The sequence below is a fragment of the Rhodoferax sp. genome (assembly GCF_012927445.1).
Classification (GTDB): domain Bacteria; phylum Pseudomonadota; class Gammaproteobacteria; order Burkholderiales; family Burkholderiaceae_C; genus Rhodoferax.
Map to the genome: position 1 here is coordinate 95,903 of NZ_JABBPD010000003.1, position 17,525 is coordinate 113,427.

Genomic DNA, 17,525 nt, shown 5'->3' on the forward strand with positions numbered 1-17,525 from the left:
CCCAACCAAAATTTATTGAAAAACTCATTTCGAGAAACTAACGACGGTCGATGTAGGTCCTTCAGGCGTCGCTCGTGGGGCCTGCATCGTGCACAAAGCAGGAATACAGCGGCTAGATAAATCTGTCTGATCAGATTCTTGCTTTCACACGAGCCGATCGCTTCACTAAAGCTGCTTGACTTTTAGTCTTGTGACTCGCCTCATTACGAATCGTATTGGTGCTGATTCACGTGACTTCTATCACGTCATTACATTTATGCAAGCACGTGTAGGGCCCCCCCGTGCTTGCATATCTGTTCACTCAATGCCGCGATTCAGGCGCCACTGTTTAACCAGCGCGTAGATCGCAGGGATCACCGCCAGCGTCAACACCGTGCTTGAGATCATGCCGCCCACCATCGGCGCGGCGATGCGGCTCATCACTTCGGATCCGGTGCCTGTCCCCCACAGGATGGGCAGTAGGCCAGCCATGATCGCCACCACGGTCATCATCTTGGGCCGCACGCGCTCAACGGCGCCTTCCATCACCGCTTCGTAGAGGTCGCCTACACCGGGTTCACGGCCACCCGCACGGCACTTCGTCTTGACAGCTTCCCAAGCGTGATCGAGGTAGATCAGCATGATGACGCCGGTTTCGGCCGCCACCCCGGCCAGCGCAATAAACCCGACCGCCACTGCCACCGACAGGTTGTAGTTGAGCAGCCACATCAGCCAGACGCCGCCGACCAGGGCGAACGGCACGGAGAGCATGACGATCAACGTTTCCGTAATGCGCCTGAAGTTGAGATAGAGCAGCAGAAAGATGGTCAGCAGTGTCACCGGGATGACGACTTTCATTTTTTCAATGGCCCGTTCCATGTACTCGAACTGGCCGCTCCAGGTCACGTAATAACCGCTGGGGAACTTGACTTGGGCTTCAACTGCCTTTTTGGCATCAGCGACATAGCCGCCAATGTCGCGGTCGCGAATGTCGACATAGATGTAGGCGGAGAGCAGCGCATTTTCGGTGCGGATGCCGGGCGCGCCCTTGGCGATCACCACCTTGGCCAGTTGCCCCAGGGGGATCATGGCCCCGTCGATGGCGGGGATCAGCACCTCACGGGCAATCTGCTGCGGGTCGCTTCGCAACTCACGCGGATAGCGCACAGTGACGCCGTAGCGCTCGCGACCTTCGACGGTGGTGGTCACCATTTCACCGCCCAGCGCCGTACCAACCACATCCAGCAGCTCGCCCACATTCAGCCCATAGCGCGCCAGTTGCTCGCGGTCTGGTTCGATATTGAGGTAAAACCCACCGGTAATGCGCTCGGCAAACGCACTGGTGGTGCCGGGTACTGTTTTTACGACAGCCTCGATTTGCTTGGCCAACTTTTCCATCTCATCAAGATTCTTCCCGAAAATCTTGATGCCGATGGGCGTGCGAATGCCGGTGGAAAGCATGTCAGTGCGGGCCTTGATCGGCATCGTCCAGGCATTGGCCACGCCAGGGAATTGCAGCGCCTTATCCAGTTCGGCAATCAATTTATCGGTGGTCATGCCAGAGCGCCATTCAGATTCCGGCTTAAGGTTAATCACCGTCTCAAACATCTCAGTCGGTGCCGGATCGGTCGCCGTATTAGCGCGTCCTGCCTTGCCATAGACCGAAGCCACTTCTGGGAAGCTCTTGATGATCTTGTCCTGTGTCTGCAGCAGCTCAGCCGCCTTGGTGATCGACATGCCGGGCAACGATGCCGGCATGTAAAGCAAGGTGCCCTCGTTGAGCGTCGGCATGAATTCGGAGCCGAGCTTGGAGGCTGGGTAGATCGAAAGGACCAAGACCACCAAGGCGAGAAAAATAGTCATTTTTTTCCACTGCATCACCCCGGCGATGATGGGTCGATAGACCCAAATCAAGAACCGATTCACCGGGTTTTTGGCCTCCGGCATGATCTTGCCGCGAATGAACAGCATCATCAGCACGGGCACCAAGGTGACTGAAAGCATGGCAGCGCCCGCCATGGAGAAGGTCTTGGTGTAGGCCAATGGCGAGAACAGCCGCCCTTCTTGACCTTCCAGGCTAAAGACAGGCAGGAAGGAAACGGTGATGATGAGCAACGAGAAGAACAACGCTGGCCCAACTTCTTTGCAGGCGGTCAGCATGGCGTCAAACCGATCATTATTCGAATGACCTTCCGGCAGGCGCTCCAGGTGTTTGTGGGCATTCTCAATCATGACGATGGCCGCGTCGATCATGGCGCCGATGGCGATGGCAATGCCGCCCAGGCTCATCAGATTGGAGTTCATGTCGAGCAGGCGCATGGCGATGAAGGAGATCAATATGCCCACCGGTAGCATCAGGATGGCGACCAAGGCGCTACGTACATGCAACAGGAAGACGACACAGACCGCCGCGACGATGAGAGACTCCTCCAACAGCGTTCCCTTGAGGGTCTCAATCGCGCGGTGAATCAACTCAGACCGGTCGTACACCGTTTGCACCGTCACCCCTTCGGGCAGGCCAGGGCCGATTTCTGCGATCTTGGTTTTCAAGTTATGGATGACTTCCAGCGCGTTTTGTCCATAGCGGGCCATGGCGATGCCCGACACCACTTCACCTTCGCCATTAAGTTCGGTCACGCCACGCCGTTCGTCCGGCGTGAGTTCGACCCGTGCAATATCGCGGATCAGCACTGGCGTGCCTTTGTCACTTTTGACCACCAGCATTTCGATATCGCTTTTGCCACGCAGGTAGCCCTTGCCGCGCACCATGTACTCGGTCTCGGCCATCTCCACAGCGCGTCCGCCGACATCACGATTCGAGTCGCGAATCACCTGGGCCACCTTCATCAGCGGGATGCTGTAGGCGCGCAGCTTCACCGGATCAACCGTCACTTGGTAAGTCTGCACAAAGCCGCCGATGGATGCCACTTCTGCGACGCCATGCGCCTTGGTCAACTGGTAGCGCACATACCAGTCCTGGATGCTGCGCAGTTCGGCCAGCGTCTTATCTTTAGCCAGCAGCGCGTATTGATAAACCCAGCCGACACCGGTGGCGTCCGGGCCGATCTGCGGCGTGATGCCCTTGGGCATGCGCCCGGACGCGAAATTGAGGTACTCCAGCACTCGCGAGCGCGCCCAGTAAATATCGGTGCCGTCTTCAAAAATGATGTAAACGAAGGACGCGCCGAAGAAAGAAAAGCCGCGCACCACTTTGGATTTAGGCACCGACAGCATGGCGGTGGTCAAGGGGTAAGTGACCTGATCCTCCACCACCTGCGGTGCCTGGCCGGGGTATTCGGTGTAGACAATGACCTGCACATCCGACAAGTCGGGTAAGGCGTCAATCGGTGTTCGCAGGACAGAGAAGACGCCCCATATAACGATAAACAGGGTGGCGAGCAAGACCAGGAAGCGGTTTCTTCCCGACCACTCAATAATTTTTGACAGCATGTGGAGCCTCCCGGTCAGTGACCGGCGTGCGGCGTGGCCGCCAGCGGTTTGACACTGGTAATGACCCACTCGCCTGGTTGACGCTCAACAAACTCGACGGCAATCTTGGCGCCTGGCTTCAAGTCCTTGAGCAGCGATGTGTTGGCAGCCTTGAACTCCATGGTCATGGCCGGCCACTTGAGGCTGGCGACCGGGCCGTGATTGAGACTGAGCGTGCCCGTCTTCATATCAATGCTGTCCACAGTTCCTTCGGCCTTATGACCTGATGCTTTGACGGCGGGCGGGCTCTGCTCTGCCTCGTTCCCCGTCTTGGTTGTCGCACCATGGGCCGAGTGGCCGAATCCGCCGACTGCTGCTTTGAGATTGCTCTCCGCATCAATCAGGAAGTTGGCCGCCACTACCACCTGTTCACCGTCCCTCACACCGTCCAGGACTTCCACGTAGTTGTCGCTGCGGGAACCCAACTTGACTTCGCGTGGCTCGAAGCGGCCTTCACTTTGCTGGATCAGGACAATCTGGCGCGTGCCGCTGTCAATGACCGCAGACACCGGTACGGTGACTACTTTACCTTTGGCCGACGTCGATAGTTCCACCTGGGCGAACATGCCAGGTTTGAGCAGCAGGCCGGGGTTGGCAAGCTCCACACGTACCGCAACGGTTCGCGTCTCGGCCTTCAGGGTCGGATAGACATAGGTCACGTCACCCTTAAACACCTTGTCCGGGTAGGCGTTAATGTTGACCTTGGCCCTGGCACCGGATTTGACCAGACCAATGTCTTGCTCAAAAACGTCGGCCACCACCCAGACAGAAGACAAATCCGCCACCTGGTAAAGCGCCTCGCCGGGCATGAAGCGCATCCCCTGCACGGCCTTTTTCTCAATCACGATTCCCGCCACTGGCGAGCGGAAGGTCAACGTGCGCTTCGCCTCGCCGGAGGTGGCCAGTGCTTTGACCTGTTCTGGCGAAATATCCCAGTTTTTGAGGCGCTGCAGGCTGGACTCGGCCAGTTGCTTCATGCCCGCCTGGGTTTGAGCACCCGACTCCTTGAGCGACTCCACACCTTGCGCGGCAATCGCGTATTCGCGTTGGGCCGATACCAGCTCCGGGCTGTAGACCTCGAACAGCGGCTGACCCTTGCCGACCGGCTGCCCGGTGACGTTCACATACAGGCGCTCGACGTAACCTTCGAATTTGGGGGAAATGGTAAAAAGACGTCGCTCATCAGGTTCAATACGACCGGCTGCTCGAACCGTCCGGTCCAGGGTGCGTAACTGGGCGGTCTCGGTGCGCACGCCGAGTTTTTGAACCTTCTCGGTGCTGATTTTGATCTGATTGGCAGCAATGGGGTCCTCATCCTGCTCACCCGCGTAGACCGCAATGTAGTCCATGCCCATCGGATCTTTTTTTGGCGTGGGAGATGTGTCTGGCAGACCCATTGGGTTGCGGTAATAAAGGAGTTTGGGCTCTTTTTTACCAGTATCCCCGGCTGCGTGGGCTGCACTGGCCGTCCCCGCTGTACCAGCTGAGGTCGGGGGTACAGCTACCTTGTTGCCTAACCAGTAGCCACCGCCAGCGGCTAGCACCGCAACCGCGATCACGCCAATGGCAATTCCAGTGCCCTGCTTCATAAATCTTCCCCTAATAATTTTTCGATTTCGGCAAGCCGGATTTGTGCTTCAGCCTGGGCCTTAAGCTGATTTTGTTTAGCTTGGCGGATTTGCCGCTGGGCGTCGAGCAAGGTGGCAAAATCCACCTTGCCGTTCTCATAACCGGCCAGGGCGGAACTGAACGTCAGTTCGCCCTGGGGCAGAAGACTTTTCGTTGCCAGCACCTCGGTCCGTCTGGCCGCCTCGATACCGGCCAGACTCTGCGAGAGTTCGGCGAGTACCTGATTGGCTGCAGCCTCCTTGCGCGATCTGGCGGCCGACAGCATGGCCTCCGACTCGCGTTCCTGGGCACGGCGTGAAGATTGCTGCAGCGGGATATTGAGTTCGACCATCAACTCCCATTCCTTGACGGCGCCCTGGTACTGAATGGGCGATACGCCAAAGGTGAAATCGGGATAGCGGTTCTTGTACGTCAGGTCGCGGGTTTTCTCGGCCGCCTTGAGGCGCGCCTCTTCGGTGAACAACTGCGGATTGCGGGTGCGCACACGCTCCTCTAGCATCGCGTAGTCGAGCTGGGCTGCGTCGGGCAAGGTGCGCAGTCTTTCGGGCTGCGCCAGTGGCGCTGAAGCGGGTCGTGCCAACAAGGCATTCAGACGCGCATTGACCTGCCGACTTTCGCTTTCCAGAGCCACCAATTCACTCTTCATATTGGTTTGCTCAATTTGAGCCCGAATGACATCCTGCTGGGCGGCCAGACCGCTGGCGTAGCGACCCTGCGCGACTTTCTCCAATCGAACAATCAAATCGAGAATTTCCTGCGTCAATTTTTCATTGCCGCGCAGGTAATAACGCTGGACGTGAGCGGTCTTGATCTTGGCGGCCAGCTCAGCCCAGCTTCCCATGGCCTTGCCTTGGGTGCCTTCGGCTTCGAACGCCGCGATTTCCCGCCTCAAGTCGCGTTTGCCGAACCAGGGAATGTCCTGCATCAGTAAATAGCGGGTGCTACCGACATCACTGGGCGAAAGGGTCGGATTCTGCTCGCCCATCCTGGTGATGTCGCGTAACTCGGTGCGAAATTTGGGATCGGGCAACGCTCCAGCTGGCGTCACCCGCTCGGTGGCGGCCTGCGCCTCGTAGCGCATGCTGGCGTAGTCGGGATTTGCGTCCTTGGCGATAGCGAGCAGCGTTTGCACATCCGCGCCTGGTGGTGCTTCCTGGGCTTGTGCCACGAAGCACCAAACGCCCGCAAAGGCAGCGAACAAGAGGCCCTTGCGCCCTTGGAATGATTTCATGCAAATGATCCTGATTATTTTGTGAATCCGCCCGACAAAGCAGTGGACCTTAGCGACTCATTTGAGCGGGAAAAATTGACATACCGGGAACCTGTGGCCCGCAGCACTCGACTTATTTCCCGTCGCGTGGGTGGTAGTGCTTGGATTTATCCTGCGCTGCATGCTTTATTGCAGACGGGGCGCTCGCTGCGTTTTGCGGCTGGCTGGCCTGGGTACCTTGATCCGCTTTAGCTTCGGCTGAGGGTGTGGCATTGACGGTCTCGGCAGCCTGAACGTTGATGTTTAAGGTCGCGATCGTGGCGAACAATACGGTTGACAGGACTGCTTGCAGTTTCATGATGCTTCTTTAATCGAGGGGTTAAGGGAAAACGGTCTGATGTTGTCAGACGCTTTGAAGTTTGTGCTCTGGTGACCGTCGGCCTCATGACGGCAAGATTACATTTAAGTAAGGTTCAAGCGTTCGTTACATGAGACGCCGCAACGACGTTGCATCAAGTCCAAAAGGAGGCTCAAAAAACCATCAAAAAGCGCTCTCCGCATCTCTGACCATGCGCGTCACACACCAATCCGCATAAACTTTCCCCAGGACTTTCCCTAACCAGCGTGCCCATACGCCAGATGAAAGATCGTAGTCGATCCACACGCGCAGTTGCGTCTTGTCGGTCTGCGAGGTCAGCTCGAAGCCCATGCGGTAGCGCCCGATCACCAGCAACTCCGGCTCTGCACAGGTTTCCCAGGTTTTGCGAAGTGGGGGTTCGTATTCAATGACCGTCTCCTCGACGGACAAAGGGATGCCCAGCACGCGTCCTTTTAGTCGAATTTGAGAGCCGACTACATGGCCCCTTCGGCTGTCGGTGTCTATCTTCATGGTGGCGCCCGCCATCATAAGCGACGGCTTTTCCATGTGTGCGGCCAGTCGCTTGTGATCGTCCAGGAACGCGAACACGGCTTGGGGACTGGCCGCGATGTCGGCCGTCTCCTCCCGATGGAATCGAAACTTCAAAGTCACACCTTACTGTGTCGCAGGCGCAGCGCATTGCCGATCACCGACACGGAGCTGAAACTCATCGCCAGCGCTGCGATCATGGGCGACAGCAGCCAGCCGGTCAGCGGGTACAGCACCCCGGCCGCAATCGGGATGCCCAGCGTGTTGTACAAAAGGGCGAACAGCAAGTTCTGTTTCATGTTGGCGACGGTAGCCTCCGACAGCGAGCGCGCGATGGCAATGCCGCGCAAATCGCCCTTGACCAGCGTGAGCTGGGCGCTGTTCATCGCCACGTCGGTGCCGGTGCCCATCGCCACGCCGACATCCGCTTTCGCCAGCGCCGGCGCATCGTTGATGCCGTCGCCGGCCATCGCAACAATGCGACCTTCCTTCTGCAGTCTCTCCACTAAAAGCAGCTTGTCCGCCGGTTTCACCTCCCCATGCACTTCGTCGATGCCAAGACGGGCCGCGACGGCTTTGGCGGTGGTCAGGCCATCGCCGGTGGCCATCACGATGCGCAAGCCTGCGGCTTTCAGCGTTGCCAAAGCTTCCGGTGTGCTGGACTTGATCGGATCGGACACGGCCAGCAGGCCTGCCAACTGACCATCGACCGCCAGATGCATCACGCTGGCACCTTCGCCACGCAAGGCCTCGGCCTGTGACAACAGGCCATCGACCGAGACGCCGATTTGCTGCATCAGCGTGGTATTGCCAAGAGCGAGCTGCCGCCCCGCGACTTGGCCGCGCACGCCGATGCCGGAACCGGACTCAAAATTCTCGGGCTTGTCCAGCGTCAGGCCGCGTTCGCGGGCCGCGCGTACGATGGTCTCCGCCAGCGGGTGTTCGCTGCCCTGGTCCAGACTGGCGGCCAGGCGCAACACTTCGTCGGCCTCAAAGCCCGGGGCGGGTACGGCACGGTCAAACGCCGGACGGCCTTCGGTCAGGGTACCGGTCTTGTCGATGATGAGGGTGTCGATCTTGCGCAGGTTCTCGATGGCGGCGGCATCGCGAAACAGCACGCCCCGCGTGGCACCCAGACCAGTGGCGACCATGATCGACATCGGCGTGGCCAGGCCCAAGGCGCATGGGCAGGCGATGATCAGGACCGCGACTGCGTTGATCAGGCCATAAACCCAACTCGGCTCGGGGCCGAAAAATCCCCAGCCAAAGAAGGTCAGCGCGGCAATGGCCACGACGGTCATGACAAAGTAGCCCGCCACCAGGTCGGCCATGCGCTGCATCGGCGCTCTGGAGCGCTGGGCTTGCGCCACCATCTGGACAATTTGCGCGAGTACCGTGGATGAGCCTACTTTTTCTGAACGCATGACCAGTGCGCCGCTGGTGTTGAGCGTGGCGCCAATCACGTTGTCACCCACGCGCTTGCTCACCGGCACGGGTTCACCGGTCAGCATGGATTCATCCACCGAACTGCTGCCTTCAACCACCACCCCATCGACCGGCACTTTTTCTCCGGGACGGATGCGTAACTTGTCGCCGACATGAACGTGGCTCAACGGCACGTCTTCTTCACTTCCATCGTCTTTGATACGCCGGGCGGTCTTGGGCGCCAAGCCGAGCAGGGATTTGATCGCCGCCGACGTTTGCGAACGGGCCTTGAGCTCCAGCACCTGGCCCAGCAGGGTCAGCGAGATGATCACGGCGGCGGCTTCAAAATAAACGGCGACCCGTCCCATCGAGACAAACGAGGCCGGAAACACCTGCGGTGCAATAGTCGCCACCACGCTATAGACAAAAGCGGCACCGGTGCCCAGACCGATCAGCGTCCACATGTTGGGGCTGCGATTCACCACCGATTGCCAGCCGCGAACAAAGAAAGGCCAGCCGGCCCAAAGCACGATGGGGATCGCCAGAACCAGTTCAACCCAACTCTGCACCGCCATCTCCATCCACTGCAGACGATGGCCGAACATGGCCAGCACGAAGACGACCGCCGTCAATGGCAAGGTCCACCAGAAGCGGCGCTGAAAGTCACGCAGCTCGGGGTTGTTGTCGTCATCCAGGCTGGGCAGCATTGGCTCCAGCGTCATGCCGCACTTGGGGCAACTGCCCGGATGGTCCTGGCGTACCTCCGGGTGCATCGGGCAGGTGTAGACCGTGCCAGCGGCGGCGCCCAGTTGCTCTTGCTCAGGAGCCGGTGTTGCCACAGCGAATTGAGCTGGGGTCGCGTTGAACTTTGTCTTGCAGTGCGCGCTGCAGAAGTAATAGAGCCGCCCCTCGTGTTCCTGGCGTTGTTCCGATTGCTCTGTGACGAGCATGCCACAAACAGGATCTTTCAATGGCTGCATTACTTCAGCCGCTGGTTCCTGATGCGTGTGTAGTTTCATACTGATCCGAATAAATGTAGTTGTGATATCAAGGCAGCATGGCAGGTTCGTCAGGCAGTTCATTGATGCGCAACCCGTGCTGGGGAAAGTGATGCCCCAACGTCTGTGCCACCGCCTCAATGCCCAACAGGGCGCCAGACTGGTAGTCCGCCCGTGCGAAGGCCGCTTCGATCTGCCGACAGATAGCGCTCCACGTTGCTGTACCCGCATGGGCATGGATGCCACGATCGGCGACGATCTCCACGGCATGGTCCGCAAGCAACACGTAAATCAATACCCCGTTGTTGTGCTGGGTGTCCCATATTCGCAGCTGTGAAAACACCTCGATGGCTCGTTCCCTGGCCGACTGCCCCTTGAACAATGGCAAGCCGTCCAACGCGCCTTCCACGGCGAAACGGATCTCACCCGAATGTGAGGTTTCACTCGCCGTGATCGCCCGCTCGATCGCGTCCAAGGTGTTGTGGGGAAAGGCCCGTCTGACCTGCCCATCCGTTACTAACAAGTGCTTAACGATGCGTTGGATATTCATGGCTACCACCTCCCCGACGCGCCGCCGCCGCCGAAGCCACCGCCACCGCCTCTGAAGCCACCACCGCCAAAACCACCCCGGCCGGCTCCGCCGTGGTAACCGCCGAGTCCACGCCCACCCATGCCGCCACCCAGCAACGTGACGAATAGCGCCATTACCCCAGCAACCAACGCCACAGATAGGGCGCCAACTACAAACCAGGCAAGCACTGCGACGGCGCCGCCCGTGACCAGCGCGCCAGGAACTCGGCCTAACGCGGCGCGCAGAACACCCCCCACGACGAGGGCAAGAATGAAGACAATGGGAGCGTACTGCTGAACGTCCCCGAGGCTTCCGGCCGGCTTCTCGCGCGGGGCCGGCAAGGGCTCACCGTCAATGACGCGGATGATTTGTTCGACCCCGGCCGCAATGCCGCCATAAAAGTCTTGGCTCTTGAATCGCGGCAGAATGATTTCGCTGATGATGCGTTTGCTGGTGGCATCGTTGAGGGCCCCTTCCAGGCCGTATCCCACTTCAATGCGCAGGGTGCGGTCATTCTTGGCGACGACCAGGATGGCACCATCATCGACCTTCTTTCGTCCGAGCTTCCATTGCTCTGCAACACGCAATGCATAGGGCTCGATGGCTTCCGGCGCTGACGAAGGAATCATCAGGATAGCCAGTTGACTGCCTTTCCTGGCTTCAAGCGCGGCCAAGGTTTGCTCCAAAGAGGCCTTCTGCTCTACGGTAAGAGTGGCGGTCAAGTCGATAACATGTCCCGTCAAGGGCGGGACCGCAACTTGTGCTGAGACAACGAGGGAGCAGCAAAGCGTGAATGCAAGCAGTAACGCTTTGGTCGCCCCTCTCGCGGTGCTCACAGTGATCACTTGGCCACTCCTGACGCACCACCTTTGGGCTGGACCGGTGCGGCGTCAAAACTGACACTTGGCGGCCTGGAGATTTCTTTTTCATTATCGACCGAGAAGTTAGGCTTGTCTTTGTAGCCCAGCACCATCGCTGTCAAATTGGAAGGAAAGGACCGCACCGTCACGTTGTAATCCTGCACCGACTTGATGTAACGATTGCGCGCCACGGTAATGCGGTTCTCGGTCCCTTCCAACTGCGCCTGAAGGTCCCGGAAACCCTGATTTGCACGAAGGTTCGGATAGTTCTCTGAAACGACCATCAGCCGCGACAACGCACCAGTCAACTGGCCCTGCGCCAGCTGGAATTTTTGGAATGCGGCAGGGTCGTTGATCAGTTCCGGTGTCGCTTGAATGGATGTAGCCTTTGAGCGCGCTTCGATCACTTTGGTAAGCGTGTCCTGCTCGAACTTCGCCTCGCCCTTGACGGTATTAACAAGATTGGGGACCAGGTCCGCACGGCGCTGGTACTGGTTGACAACTTCCGACCAACTCGCCTTGACCTGCTCGTCCGTGGTTTGAAATGTGTTGTAGCCGCAGCCCGCCAGGCCCAAGGCCACCACGGTAAGTAGCATAGAAAGAAATTTACGCATTTTTTCTCCAATCAGGCTCTGATTTACGCCAGTTGCTCATCCACAGCAGCAGCCACCTTTACCCCCGCTGGTAGAGTTAGAGTTGCACCCCGACGTTTTGGGCACCCCAAGGGAAACAGAACTCGTGGCCAGTTGCGCGGGATAGTCTGCGCTGCCTAAGGCGGTGATTAATGGTTCGCTGCCTTTCGGAAATTCACCGCTGACACGAACATGACCAGACTGCAGATCAACCTCAACACCGCTAACGCCAGCGACTGTTTGCAGTGCTTGTGTGACATGCTTGACGCATGAGCCACAGCTCATGCCTTGGACTTCCAGATCGATAGTGCTCATATTCGCATCCTTAAAATTTAGATAAGAAAACCAGAGTCAACCTGCACGCAGGCATAAACCAAGCAGTCGCATCGTCAACTGGCGGTTGGTCTTTGGCCCAAACGCGGGAAAAACCGGGGTGTGCGCTGCGCGTAACGCTCAAAAGCATCGCCGAATTGCGCTCGCATTTCCGCTTCTTCGTTGACCGCCAAACGCGCGTACATGACCAGCAGAATCGGAAACATAAGCAAAGTTAACAGCGTTGGCCACTGTAGCAAAAAGCCCAGCAAAATCAACACAAAGGCGACGTACTGTGGATGTCGAATTACTGCATAGGGTCCGACGGTAGCCAGCGCATGCCTGCGTTGCGCGTGGTACAAAACATTCCACGAACTCGACAGCAGGATAAAACCAAAGGCCAAGAAGATGTAGCTGGCAATATGCAGGACACCAAAGTGCGGATCTCCTTTCTCGCCCAGCAAGGTTGACCAAAGGTGTCCGGAATCATGAGACAGGATATCCAAACCCGGATACTTAGTCTGCAACCATCCCGACAGCAGATAGATGGTCAAAGGGAAACCGTACATCTCGACAAATAAAGCCACGATAAAAGCGGAGAATGCCCCAAAGGTGCGCCAGTCGCGCGCCGTTGCCGGTTTGAAAAAACTGTAGGCGAACATGATAAAAATCGCCGAGTTGAGGACGACCAGCAGCCATAGCCCATAGGCCGGTTGGTCGTGGCTCATGATGATTCTCCTTGCTTGGGTTGGTCTGGCTTGTCCGGTCCGGCTTGAGATCCGTTATCGCCATGGCGATGACCACCATGACCGTGGTGCATGAAAACGTGCATCAACGGGCAGGCCAGCAGCAGCAGGAACGGCAACGCACCGAAGAAGTGGGCGCGGTGCTCAGTCAGCAGGAAATAGCCCGCGACGGCCCCGATAACAATCAGGCCGACCGCGTAGCGGGAACCCCAAAAACCGAGCGGGGTCTCATGCGATCCATGGTCATGGTTCATGTCGATGACTCTTTTACTTGACAGCAGGCGGCGGCATGCGATCCACCATCATCTTCATCATGTCTTGCATCATGTCCATGCGCATTTCCATCTGCTGCATGCGTTCCGGCGAGCCCTCCGGACGGGCGCCACCACCCATCATGCCCATGCCGCCTTTTCCCATCATTCCTTTACCCATGTCATCCATCATGGGGCAACCCATGATGTCGGCCTGCATGCTGCGGGCCATCATCATGTTCTCCTGCATGGTTTGCATGTGCTCGGCCATGGCTTTTTGCCGTTCCTCGTCGGTCTTGACCTTTGCGATGCGCTCGAGCTGGGACTGCATTTTTTTGACGTTGTCCTGCATTTTCTGCACGGTCTGGGTGGAACTCTTGGCAACAGGCTTGGCGGGCGCGGACTTGGCCGCCGGCGCTGTCTCAGGGTGATGGGCATCCTCCGCAAACGCAGGCGAGCCAAACGCGAGTGCGACCGCAAGGACGGTCATAGCTAGTTTCTTCATCGTGGTACTCCTTCAATCAGCGTGTTGCCGGCCCCTGGGCAACGAAATGGGTGGGGCCAATCTCCAAACGGAGATTTATCCAAAATTTCAGTGCGGGTGATCGATATGTCTATCCTTTGCAACCCCCATGGGCATGAAGCACGTCTGCTCGGGCTGCTTGCCCGCCTGCGTGATGGAGATCACCGCTTTCATGTCCGGTGTCGCCGCGTATTTGGCGATGCCTTTCATACTGTTGTCTCCATCCGGCAGAAACATTGAGCTGAGCTTCAGTTTTCCGGCCAGAATCGTCGCGGTACCGCTGGCGCCAGCGGTGGGAATTATCTGGTCTGCATGATCGGTTACATACACCATGGCCGGGTTTTCTTTCCAATCCTTGGTGTCCTTCACCACCACCCGCTCATAGCTATAGGCCCCGTCCACATCTAGCTGACAAACTAGCTTGCTTGGCACCTGATGAGAAGCGGTTCGATGGTGAGTCAAGTCAACAGGCATGAACTGGTCCTTAAGAATTAAGTGCCTGCAGTGTGCTGATATGTCAATAACAAAAAGATGGCTGCCAGATTACATTTTTGTAATCTGCGTCACTTATCCTTAAAAAATTTTTTAAAACGAAATAATTTAGTCGAGCGGCCAAATTCTCACTAAGACGCATTTGTGCATCAAGGCTATGCCAAATGTCGCAGTTGTAATGAGGCAGTCATGCAACTGTCGGGACTCAACTCTTACATTAAAACCAGTGATGCAGTAGTTGCATTACCTGTCCTACGGAATACATCGGGGGACGTTTCAAATCAACTTGAAGGAGTTTTTATCATGTCAATTCGAAAATCCATTATTGCGCTGAGTCTTGTCTTGCCAGCCCTGTCTGTGTTCGCTTTGGATAATGCAGACATCGCTAAATCCGTTCAACTCAAAGACGGCTCAACCATGCACCAATTTAAAGATGGCAAGATGTCCATGGAAGATAAATATGGACGTGCTGTTCGCATGAAAGAGGGCATGACTATGGAAACCATAGATGGCAAATCAGTCACCATGAATGGTGACGAGGTTGGTAAACTATATGGAGCGCTGCAAGCGCATAAACAGAACTAATGCGATTGCCGGGCAGTTACCAACACTGCCCGTACAACAACCCAACGAGCAATGATTATCGCTATTAAATATATAGCTTAATACTATTTCCCTACAAGGGCTAGAGCCATAAACAGTATAACTATATAGTCACCTATGCCACCTTGGATTCCCGCATCATTTCAGCAGCTTTGTATTCGAGAATTTAGCACTGGAACATACGCAAAACAAAAATGCATTGAACCGGCTAGATCAGCGCCGTTTCATACAGGCGCTTGCCACCCGACCCAGCCGCATCATGAATAGGGGGGTATCAATAACAGTTGATACTCAACAGTGTGCGCAAAAGCCCCTCACAGTGAAACCCAAAGATTTCATTTACGCATTGGAGCTCTCATGCGTTCCTTACAGGCGTTCACTGTATTACTTGACAAGTTGGAGATCGGTCACAACTAGGGCGCCACTGTCTTTTATGGCTTTGAACTGAACCTTGTCGCCGGCTTGTACCTTCTCCAACAAAGCCGAATCCCTGACCTGAAACACCATTGTCATCGGAGGCATTTCAAGGTTCTTGATCTCGCCGTGCTTGATTGTGATCTTCTTGACTTCCTTGTCGATCTTGCGGACCGCTCCCTGGGTCATGTCATTGCTGACCATCATATTCACGTCACCCATCTTGCTATGGTCCATGGTGGCCTGAGCGAAGACGCCGCCAGAAAAGGCCGTGGCCGACGCGATTGATATAAAGATGACCAATTTCTTCATCGATTTCATGATTTTTTTCCTTCATAAGTTTGGTAAACCGTAGAGTTACCGTTTTTAAAACTGTTAAACGCTATCGACATCTTTGCGATTGCCATGCTGTCGGTGCTGCCCATGCGCCAGCCGGGAATATTAAAAAACCCTACCAGCATCACTGGCGTTGCTGGTCAATGAGCGTGTGTATGCTCGCCTTCAATGTTGCTCCCTTTGTTCGCTGCGACTTTAATCAGACCTTTCATGCCTGCGTCGTAATGGCCCGGTTGCAGGCAAGCGAAGTCGACCTTACCCGCCTTGGTGAATTGCCAGATGATTTCACCGGTTTTTCCTGGCGCGACCGTGACCATGTTGTCGTCGGCATGTTCCATCTCCGGGTTTTTCTTCATCACTTCGTAGTGTTCCTTGAGTTCCGTTTCGGTGCCCAGCACCATCTCGTGCTTGACCTGACCAGAGTTTTTGGCAACAAAGCGGACAGTTTCCCCCTGTTTCACATCGAAATTTGAAGAGTGGAAGCGCATGTCGTCCTTCATGTCGACGTTCACGGTGCGCGTGACTTTGGATGCGACGCCTGGCTTGCCGATAGCCTCATCGTCATGCCCCCCAGCGTGTTTGCCAGACGCCATGACAGTCATGGCCAGCAAGATGCCTGGAATTGCGATCAGAAGGTTGCGTGATTTCATGGAATACCTTTCAAGGGTGTTGGTTAGGAAACTAATCAATGCTTCATGTTGCCCATGGAGGGCTTGCGGACTTGAACTTCGACTTCTTTCATCGGCATGTTCTGAACTGGCATGGATTTGCCGCCCTCCGCAGCAAAACGCGCGGGGTTGGGCAGTGAACCGGTCCATTCGTAAGCGATTTCACCGGCCGGGTGTTTGTACCAGCCCGGGTCTTTGTAGTCGCCAGGCTTTTGATCTTTGCGCACTTTCACCATGCTGAACATGCCCCCCATCTCCACGCTGCCAAACGGACCTTGGCCGGTCATCATGGGCGTCGTGTTGTCGGGGATAGGCATCTCCATCTCCGTCATATCGGCCATACCGCGTTCGCCCATTACCATGTAATCGGGTATGAGGTTGGTGATTTTCTTTGCCACACCGCGGTGATCCACGCCGATCATGGTGGGCACGTTGTGCCCCATCGCGTTCATGGTGTGGTGACTCTTGTGGCAATGAAACGCCCAGTCCCCTTCTTCGTCGGCCAAAAATTCGATCTGGCGCATCTGACCCACCGCAACATCCGTGGTGACCTCGTGCCAGCGGGACGATTTCGGTGTCGGCCCGCCATCGGTGCCAGTCACCAGGAATTCATGGCCATGTAAATGCATCGGGTGGTTGGTCATGGTCAGATTGCCAACGCGGATACGCACCTTGTCGTTTTTACGGACCACCAGCGGGTCGATACCGGGGAATATCCTGCTGTTCCAACTCCATAAGTTGAAGTCCAGCATCGTCATGATCTTGGGTGTGTACGCGCCTGGGTCAATGTCGTAGGCGTTCAGCAGGAACACGAAATCCCGGTCTACCTCTTCGATCAGTGGGTGCTTGACCTTGGGGTGAGTGATCCACATTCCCATCATCCCCATTGCCATTTGTGTCATTTCGTCGGCATGTGGGTGGTACATGAAAGTGCCCGGACGTCGCGCCACGAATTCGTAGACAAAAGTCTTGCCGGGTTGTATTGCCGGCTGATTCAGCCCGGCTACCCCATCCATTCCATTTGGCAGACGCTGGCCATGCCAGTGCACGCTGGTGTGCTCAGGCAGCTTGTTGGTCACAAAAATGCGAATCCGGTCACCCTCGACCACTTCGATGGTCGGTCCTGGCGACTGGCCGTTGTAACCCCACAGGTGGGCCTTGAAGCCAGGTGCCATCTCGCGTACCACGGGTTCGGCTACGAGGTGGAACTCCTTGACTCCATTATTCATACGCCATGGCAAGGTCCAGCCGTTGAGCGTGACCACTGGGTTGTATGGACGGCCGGTGTTTGGAACCAGGGGCGCCATCGTGTCCGGGCTGGTTTGCATGACAAGTTCTGGCAGAGCCGCCATGGCCACCCGGCTGACTGCAGCCACTGCCACAGCGCCGCCAGCCAAGCCAGCTGTTTTGAAAAATTGTCGTCTTGAATTCATCGTAATTACTTTCGAGTTGGTTCGGAACCGCTACGCGCGAGAAGCGC

Annotated in this window: 17 protein-coding genes and 1 pseudogene; 1 reads left to right on the forward strand and 17 read right to left on the reverse strand. The window is 56.6% G+C overall.

The features are described 5' to 3' along the window. Window positions 1–297: 297 nt before the first annotated feature. The 14 genes and pseudogenes from HHJ17_RS04655 to HHJ17_RS04720 all read right to left on the reverse strand — a co-directional run bounded on the left by HHJ17_RS04655 (window position 298) and on the right by HHJ17_RS04720 (window position 14,006). The gene (locus HHJ17_RS04655) at window positions 298–3,429 is read right to left on the reverse strand and encodes an efflux RND transporter permease subunit (protein ID WP_296499836.1); all 3,132 of its coding nucleotides are present in this window, start codon (window positions 3,427–3,429) and stop codon (window positions 298–300) included. Between the two features lie 14 nt (window positions 3,430–3,443). Next, window positions 3,444–5,057, reverse strand: a complete 1,614-nt coding sequence (locus HHJ17_RS04660; protein ID WP_296505076.1) for an efflux RND transporter periplasmic adaptor subunit — start codon at window positions 5,055–5,057, stop codon at window positions 3,444–3,446. Then, on the reverse strand, window positions 5,054–6,328 hold the full coding sequence (locus HHJ17_RS04665) for a TolC family protein (protein WP_296499832.1): 1,275 nt from the start codon (window positions 6,326–6,328) through the stop codon (window positions 5,054–5,056). Before HHJ17_RS04665 ends, HHJ17_RS04660 begins: the two co-directional genes overlap by 4 nt. A gap of 112 nt (window positions 6,329–6,440) precedes the next feature. Beyond that, window positions 6,441–6,665: a hypothetical protein gene (locus tag HHJ17_RS04670; RefSeq protein WP_296499831.1), complete on the reverse strand. Its 225-nt coding sequence runs from the start codon at window positions 6,663–6,665 to the stop codon at window positions 6,441–6,443. Between the two features lie 183 nt (window positions 6,666–6,848). After that, complete coding sequence (locus HHJ17_RS04675; protein WP_296499830.1) at window positions 6,849–7,337, reverse strand: SRPBCC family protein; 489 nt, start codon at window positions 7,335–7,337, stop codon at window positions 6,849–6,851. Then, window positions 7,334–9,610: pseudogene (locus HHJ17_RS04680) on the reverse strand (heavy metal translocating P-type ATPase); the annotation flags it as partial. The pseudogene HHJ17_RS04680 and the gene HHJ17_RS04675, both read right to left, overlap by 4 nt. A gap of 76 nt (window positions 9,611–9,686) precedes the next feature. Then, window positions 9,687–10,187, reverse strand: a complete 501-nt coding sequence (locus HHJ17_RS04685) for a TPM domain-containing protein (RefSeq protein ID WP_296499829.1) — start codon at window positions 10,185–10,187, stop codon at window positions 9,687–9,689. Between the two features lie 2 nt (window positions 10,188–10,189). Further along, window positions 10,190–11,011 (reverse strand): YgcG family protein, encoded by an 822-nt coding sequence (locus HHJ17_RS04690; protein WP_296499983.1) that lies wholly within the window; start codon window positions 11,009–11,011, stop codon window positions 10,190–10,192. Window positions 11,012–11,049: 38 nt separating this feature from the next. Next, the gene (locus tag HHJ17_RS04695; protein ID WP_296499828.1) at window positions 11,050–11,682 is read right to left on the reverse strand and encodes a LemA family protein; all 633 of its coding nucleotides are present in this window, start codon (window positions 11,680–11,682) and stop codon (window positions 11,050–11,052) included. 36 nt (window positions 11,683–11,718) lie between these two features. Further along, entirely contained in the window at window positions 11,719–12,015 is a 297-nt protein-coding gene (locus tag HHJ17_RS04700; RefSeq protein WP_296499827.1) for a heavy metal-associated domain-containing protein, read from the reverse strand. A gap of 74 nt (window positions 12,016–12,089) precedes the next feature. After that, complete coding sequence (locus HHJ17_RS04705; protein WP_296499825.1) at window positions 12,090–12,740, reverse strand: isoprenylcysteine carboxylmethyltransferase family protein; 651 nt, start codon at window positions 12,738–12,740, stop codon at window positions 12,090–12,092. Next, window positions 12,737–13,012, reverse strand: coding sequence for a DUF2933 domain-containing protein (locus HHJ17_RS04710; RefSeq protein WP_296499823.1), 276 nt, complete (start codon window positions 13,010–13,012; stop codon window positions 12,737–12,739). The genes HHJ17_RS04705 and HHJ17_RS04710 overlap by 4 nt, the downstream gene beginning before the upstream one ends. 13 nt (window positions 13,013–13,025) lie before the next feature. Beyond that, window positions 13,026–13,514 (reverse strand): hypothetical protein, encoded by a 489-nt coding sequence (locus HHJ17_RS04715; protein ID WP_296499820.1) that lies wholly within the window; start codon window positions 13,512–13,514, stop codon window positions 13,026–13,028. An 87-nt stretch (window positions 13,515–13,601) separates the two neighbouring features. Further along, a complete protein-coding gene (locus HHJ17_RS04720; RefSeq protein WP_296499818.1) occupies window positions 13,602–14,006 on the reverse strand; it encodes a hypothetical protein in 405 nt (134 codons plus the stop codon). A 321-nt stretch (window positions 14,007–14,327) separates the two neighbouring features. On the opposite strand from HHJ17_RS04720, the gene HHJ17_RS04725 reads away from it, so the two are divergent. Continuing rightward, entirely contained in the window at window positions 14,328–14,609 is a 282-nt protein-coding gene (locus tag HHJ17_RS04725; RefSeq protein WP_296505078.1) for a CopK family periplasmic copper-binding protein, read from the forward strand. Between the two features lie 402 nt (window positions 14,610–15,011). On the opposite strand, the gene HHJ17_RS04730 is transcribed toward HHJ17_RS04725, so the two are convergent. From HHJ17_RS04730 to HHJ17_RS04740, 3 genes are all read right to left on the reverse strand, one after another. Next, a complete protein-coding gene (locus tag HHJ17_RS04730) occupies window positions 15,012–15,362 on the reverse strand; it encodes a copper-binding protein (RefSeq protein ID WP_296505080.1) in 351 nt (116 codons plus the stop codon). A 155-nt stretch (window positions 15,363–15,517) separates the two neighbouring features. After that, a complete protein-coding gene (locus HHJ17_RS04735; protein ID WP_296505081.1) occupies window positions 15,518–16,027 on the reverse strand; it encodes a cupredoxin family protein in 510 nt (169 codons plus the stop codon). A gap of 35 nt (window positions 16,028–16,062) precedes the next feature. After that, window positions 16,063–17,478, reverse strand: a complete 1,416-nt coding sequence (locus HHJ17_RS04740) for a copper oxidase (protein ID WP_296505082.1) — start codon at window positions 17,476–17,478, stop codon at window positions 16,063–16,065. Window positions 17,479–17,525 lie beyond the last annotated feature (47 nt).

Excerpts from the sequence above, each read along its gene's own strand:
- HHJ17_RS04720 (WP_296499818.1), bottom strand. The coding sequence starts at position 14,006 with ATGCCTGTTGACTTGACTCACCATCGAACCGCTTCTCATCAGGTGCCA.
- HHJ17_RS04725 (WP_296505078.1), top strand. The coding sequence starts at position 14,328 with ATGTCAATTCGAAAATCCATTATTGCGCTGAGTCTTGTCTTGCCAGCC.
- HHJ17_RS04740 (WP_296505082.1), bottom strand. The coding sequence starts at position 17,478 with ATGAATTCAAGACGACAATTTTTCAAAACAGCTGGCTTGGCTGGCGGC.
- HHJ17_RS04670 (WP_296499831.1), bottom strand. The coding sequence starts at position 6,665 with ATGAAACTGCAAGCAGTCCTGTCAACCGTATTGTTCGCCACGATCGCG.
- HHJ17_RS04735 (WP_296505081.1), bottom strand. The coding sequence starts at position 16,027 with ATGAAATCACGCAACCTTCTGATCGCAATTCCAGGCATCTTGCTGGCC.
- HHJ17_RS04655 (WP_296499836.1), bottom strand. The coding sequence starts at position 3,429 with ATGCTGTCAAAAATTATTGAGTGGTCGGGAAGAAACCGCTTCCTGGTC.
- HHJ17_RS04685 (WP_296499829.1), bottom strand. The coding sequence starts at position 10,187 with ATGAATATCCAACGCATCGTTAAGCACTTGTTAGTAACGGATGGGCAG.
- HHJ17_RS04705 (WP_296499825.1), bottom strand. The coding sequence starts at position 12,740 with ATGAGCCACGACCAACCGGCCTATGGGCTATGGCTGCTGGTCGTCCTC.
- HHJ17_RS04665 (WP_296499832.1), bottom strand. The coding sequence starts at position 6,328 with ATGAAATCATTCCAAGGGCGCAAGGGCCTCTTGTTCGCTGCCTTTGCG.
- HHJ17_RS04730 (WP_296505080.1), bottom strand. The coding sequence starts at position 15,362 with ATGAAATCGATGAAGAAATTGGTCATCTTTATATCAATCGCGTCGGCC.
- HHJ17_RS04660 (WP_296505076.1), bottom strand. The coding sequence starts at position 5,057 with ATGAAGCAGGGCACTGGAATTGCCATTGGCGTGATCGCGGTTGCGGTG.
- HHJ17_RS04715 (WP_296499820.1), bottom strand. The coding sequence starts at position 13,514 with ATGAAGAAACTAGCTATGACCGTCCTTGCGGTCGCACTCGCGTTTGGC.
- HHJ17_RS04695 (WP_296499828.1), bottom strand. The coding sequence starts at position 11,682 with ATGCGTAAATTTCTTTCTATGCTACTTACCGTGGTGGCCTTGGGCCTG.
- HHJ17_RS04710 (WP_296499823.1), bottom strand. The coding sequence starts at position 13,012 with ATGAACCATGACCATGGATCGCATGAGACCCCGCTCGGTTTTTGGGGT.
- HHJ17_RS04700 (WP_296499827.1), bottom strand. The coding sequence starts at position 12,015 with ATGAGCACTATCGATCTGGAAGTCCAAGGCATGAGCTGTGGCTCATGC.